This window comes from Agriterribacter sp., assembly GCF_035444585.1.
Classification (GTDB): domain Bacteria; phylum Bacteroidota; class Bacteroidia; order Chitinophagales; family Chitinophagaceae; genus Agriterribacter.
Genome location: NZ_DAOMOZ010000321.1, coordinates 1 through 3714 on the forward strand (window position 1 = coordinate 1; position 3714 = coordinate 3714).

The 3714-nt window shown below is 42.0% G+C and carries 4 protein-coding genes; 1 reads left to right on the plus strand and 3 read right to left on the minus strand.

The window, feature by feature from the left end; genetic code table 11:
- The first annotated feature begins 72 nt into the window (after positions 1–72).
- A complete protein-coding gene (locus PLH26_RS20875) occupies positions 73–561 on the plus strand; it encodes a hypothetical protein (protein ID WP_324587954.1) in 489 nt (162 codons plus the stop codon).
- A 79-nt stretch (positions 562–640) separates the two neighbouring features.
- On the opposite strand, the gene panB is transcribed toward PLH26_RS20875, so the two are convergent.
- The 3 genes from panB to PLH26_RS20890 form a co-directional block, all read right to left on the minus strand.
- Positions 641–1456: a 3-methyl-2-oxobutanoate hydroxymethyltransferase gene (gene panB / locus PLH26_RS20880; RefSeq protein WP_324587955.1), complete on the minus strand. Its 816-nt coding sequence runs from the start codon at positions 1454–1456 to the stop codon at positions 641–643.
- Between the two features lie 16 nt (positions 1457–1472).
- Positions 1473–2357 carry a Ppx/GppA phosphatase family protein gene (locus PLH26_RS20885; RefSeq protein WP_324587956.1) on the minus strand — a complete coding sequence of 295 codons (885 nt, stop codon included), beginning with the start codon at positions 2355–2357 and terminating at the stop codon, positions 1473–1475.
- Positions 2358–2494: 137 nt separating this feature from the next.
- Positions 2495–3714: RNA degradosome polyphosphate kinase (locus PLH26_RS20890; RefSeq protein WP_324587957.1), on the minus strand; the 1220-nt coding region annotated here is incomplete at its 5' end.

The window sequence follows — 3714 nt, forward strand, 5'->3', positions numbered from 1 at the left end:
AAAGCCTGGCGATTTTAATCGGGTTCCAACTGTGTGAAACCGTGTATTGTTAACTTGATTAAATCAAACAAAATGGCAAATTCATTTCGTACCCGGTTTGGCAGCTTGTGCATTGTTTTAGCCATGACTGCATCCTCTGCAAAAGCAAATGGCGATGCAGTTCAGCCCGAACAGTTTAACCTGACCGCCTTTATAAAAGCATCTGTTAATATTTTAGGCGAAAACGGCGTTAAAGTAGATGCCTTTGTGGACCAATTAAAGAAGAAAAAGTCGACCAGCATTTGTGTTTGCGAAATACTGGAACTTCAGAACAATAATTCCAGGTTTACCAACGTCGCGATCTTTGCAGAGAAAACCAATAAAGGGAATATGGCGAGCGGGTATAAAACTGCGGAGCGGGTAATAGCAAAGGAAAAAAAGCAGATGCGATCTGTTTATTTTGATACGGTGAGTATAAATACAAAGATGGCCGTAGCTTCCAATTGTTTGAGTTTATACATGAAGCTAAAAGCACAAACGCCGGCTCTGAAGCTTTATGACATTCTGGATGCCGATCAGTGAAAATTAATAAAAACTATCAATAAATTGATAATTAAACTATTATAGCGTATAGCTGAATATTTATTTTAGATAATAAATTTTAATACTGTTCATTTTCATTCGGGAAGTCACCCTCCTTTACATCGGTAATATATTGTTGTACGGCCCGGGTTATGACTTCATTAAGATTAAGGTATTGCCGCAAAAAGCGCGGTTTAAATTCACTTGTAATACCCAACATATCATGCATTACCAATACCTGCCCGTCGCAGTCGCCTCCCGCTCCAATGCCAATAGTAGGAATACGGAGCTTTGTGCTTACCAGTTTGGCCAGCAAAGCCGGGATCTTTTCCAGCACTATGGAAAAGCACCCGGTTTCTTCCAGAAGCCTGGCATCGCGCTGGAGCTTTTCGGCTTCCGCTTCTTCTTTGGCCCTTACGGTATAGGTGCCGAATTTATAAATAGACTGAGGCGTTAAACCCAAATGACCCATAACCGGAACGCCTGCCGATATGATTCTTTTAACGGACTCTATCACTTCCTCGCCGCCTTCGAGCTTTACGGCATGCGCCCCTGTTTCTTTCATAATACGGATCGTGGAATTCAGCGCTTCTTTTGAATTGCCCTGATAAGCACCAAAGGGAAGGTCTACCACCACCAGGCAACGCTTCGCACCTCTTACCACCGATGAAGCGTGATAGATCATCTGATCCAGGGTTACCGGTAGCGTTGTTTCATGCCCTGCCATTACATTACTGGCGGAGTCGCCCACCAGTAAAATGTCTATTCCTGCTGCGTCAAATGTTTTGGCGAACGAATAATCGTAAGCGGTAAGCATAGCTATCTTTTTCCCATCGGCTTTCATTTTCTGAAGGGTATGGGTAGTAACCCGTTTGATTTCTTTATTTACACTCATAAAATAATTGTGACGGTTAAATTGTAGTTAGTTCCTTGTATAAGTGCTGGATTAACCCGTCAGCAAGTCCTATTCTCGGAACATAAATATCTTTTGCATCTGTCCACCGCAGTACGTTGATGTATATAAGAAGCGCAGGAACAATAACATCAGCCCTGTCTTCCCTCAATTTATATACACGCATGCGTTCCTCCAGTGTAAAAGCGCTCAGTTCTTTATAATAATCTTTCAGCAATTCAAAAGGCAAAGGCTTGCCTTCCTTTTTTTTAGACAATGAAAATATTTTATTGATGTTTCCACCCGAACCAATGGCAATAACAGAGCGGTAGCCTTTTGTTTTGGATTTTATATAATCTTTCATGCCCTCCCAATGCGCTTCTGTTACCATATTTTTCAACAATCGTATGGTTCCGATATTGAAGGATTCCTTAAATACCAGTGTTTCGTTACTAAAAAACGTAAGTTCTGTGCTTCCCCCGCCTACATCTATGTAAAGATAAGCATCGTCTTTTGACATATTTTCGGCGATATGGTTTTCATATATAAAGCTGGCTTCCGCCTCGCCGCTGATCACTTCAATGGTGATGCCTGTTTCCAGCTTTATTTTCCTGATGATATCCTGAGCATTTCCTGCATCCCGCATAGCCGAAGTAGCGCAGGCCTTAACGTGAGTAATTCCATAGGCATTCATCAGATGCCGGTATGCTTTCATGGTTTGCATAACCATGCCTGTTTTTTCTTTGGAGATCTCGTTGTTTTCAAACACATCAAAACCCAGTCTCAGCGGTACTCTTACCAGGTTCAGCTTATTAAAGACCGGTTTTCCGTTATCGCTTATTTTCACTTCACTGAGCAGTAACCGGGCAGCGTTACTTCCAATATCAATAGCGGCTAATTTCAATATGGTATAATTGTATGAATGATTCGGGCCTCAATATTATTAAATAATTACGGGTGAGTAATATATAAAAATCCACAATTGTCAACAAACACCTTTGATATGCTGTATATCCGGTTAAGCATCCTTAGATGCATACTTTATGTATGAGCCCTGCTAAAAAGATAATTGTAGGTCTCAATCTGGGATCTTATTTTCTTGCCGGGGATCTTCACGTAGGCGTTACTCAGTTCATTATCCAGCCATCGTGCCTTCACATTGTCTTTTAGCTGTATGAGCAAAATATCTTTGAGCTCTTTGCAAATGGTGGGATCTTTAATGTATACTGCAGTTTCTACCCTGTGATCGAGGTTGCGTACCATCAGATCGGCGGATGAAATAAGCACTTTTTGTTTACCGCCGTTATGAAATATCATTACCCTCGCGTGTTCAAGATATTCATCTACAATACTGATAGCCTGCACGGCAGTCTTAAATCGTTTGTTTTCGGTAAGCATACAGCATATGCCTCTTATGATCATACGTATTTCCACACCGCTTTCCGCAGCTTCATACAATTTATTGATCAGGGCTTCATCCGAGAGTGAATTCATCTTCAGCAATATGCCGGCCCGTGTGCCGTTTTTTGCATTCCTGATCTCCTGATCAATAAGAGCCGTTATCTGCTTTCGCATAAATATGGGGCTGACCATTAAACTCCGGCATGCTTTAAGGTAATGCAGACCAGCTTTCGGCTGTAGCAAATAATTGAAAACGCGGTGGATATCCGCCATAATGCTGCGGTTAGAAGTGAGCAGGCAGTGGTCGCCGTACAGGAGAGCTGTTTTTTCATTCAGGTTGCCGGTGCTTACAAAGCCATACTGGATGATCTTATTTCCCTGCTTCTTTTTAATAACGCATAGCTTGGCGTGTACTTTCATATTGGGTACACCCAGCAATACCAGCACACCTTCGTCTTCAAAGCGCTCCTTCCATTCTAAGTTGGCTTCCTCATCAAAACGGGCACGCAGCTCAAGCATAACGGTCACTTTTTTACCATTCCGGCGTGCATTGATCAAAGCGTTGGCAATTTTGGAATTGGGCGCCAGCCGGTATGCCGTAATTTTTATTTCAAGCACATGGGGATCCATTGCCGCTTCCCTTAGCAGGTCAATTACCGCATTAAATGAATGGTAGGGAAAATGCAGCATTATATCTCTATGTATAACGATGTCGGTAACCCGGTTCACATTTTTAAATGCCGGGTGGATGATGGGTTTTTTGCGTAAACTTTTTTGCCCAAAAACCGATTCGGGAAAATCCATAAAATGCCTGAAATTATGTATCCTTCCGCCTGGTATAATGGCATCTTTATTTTTAA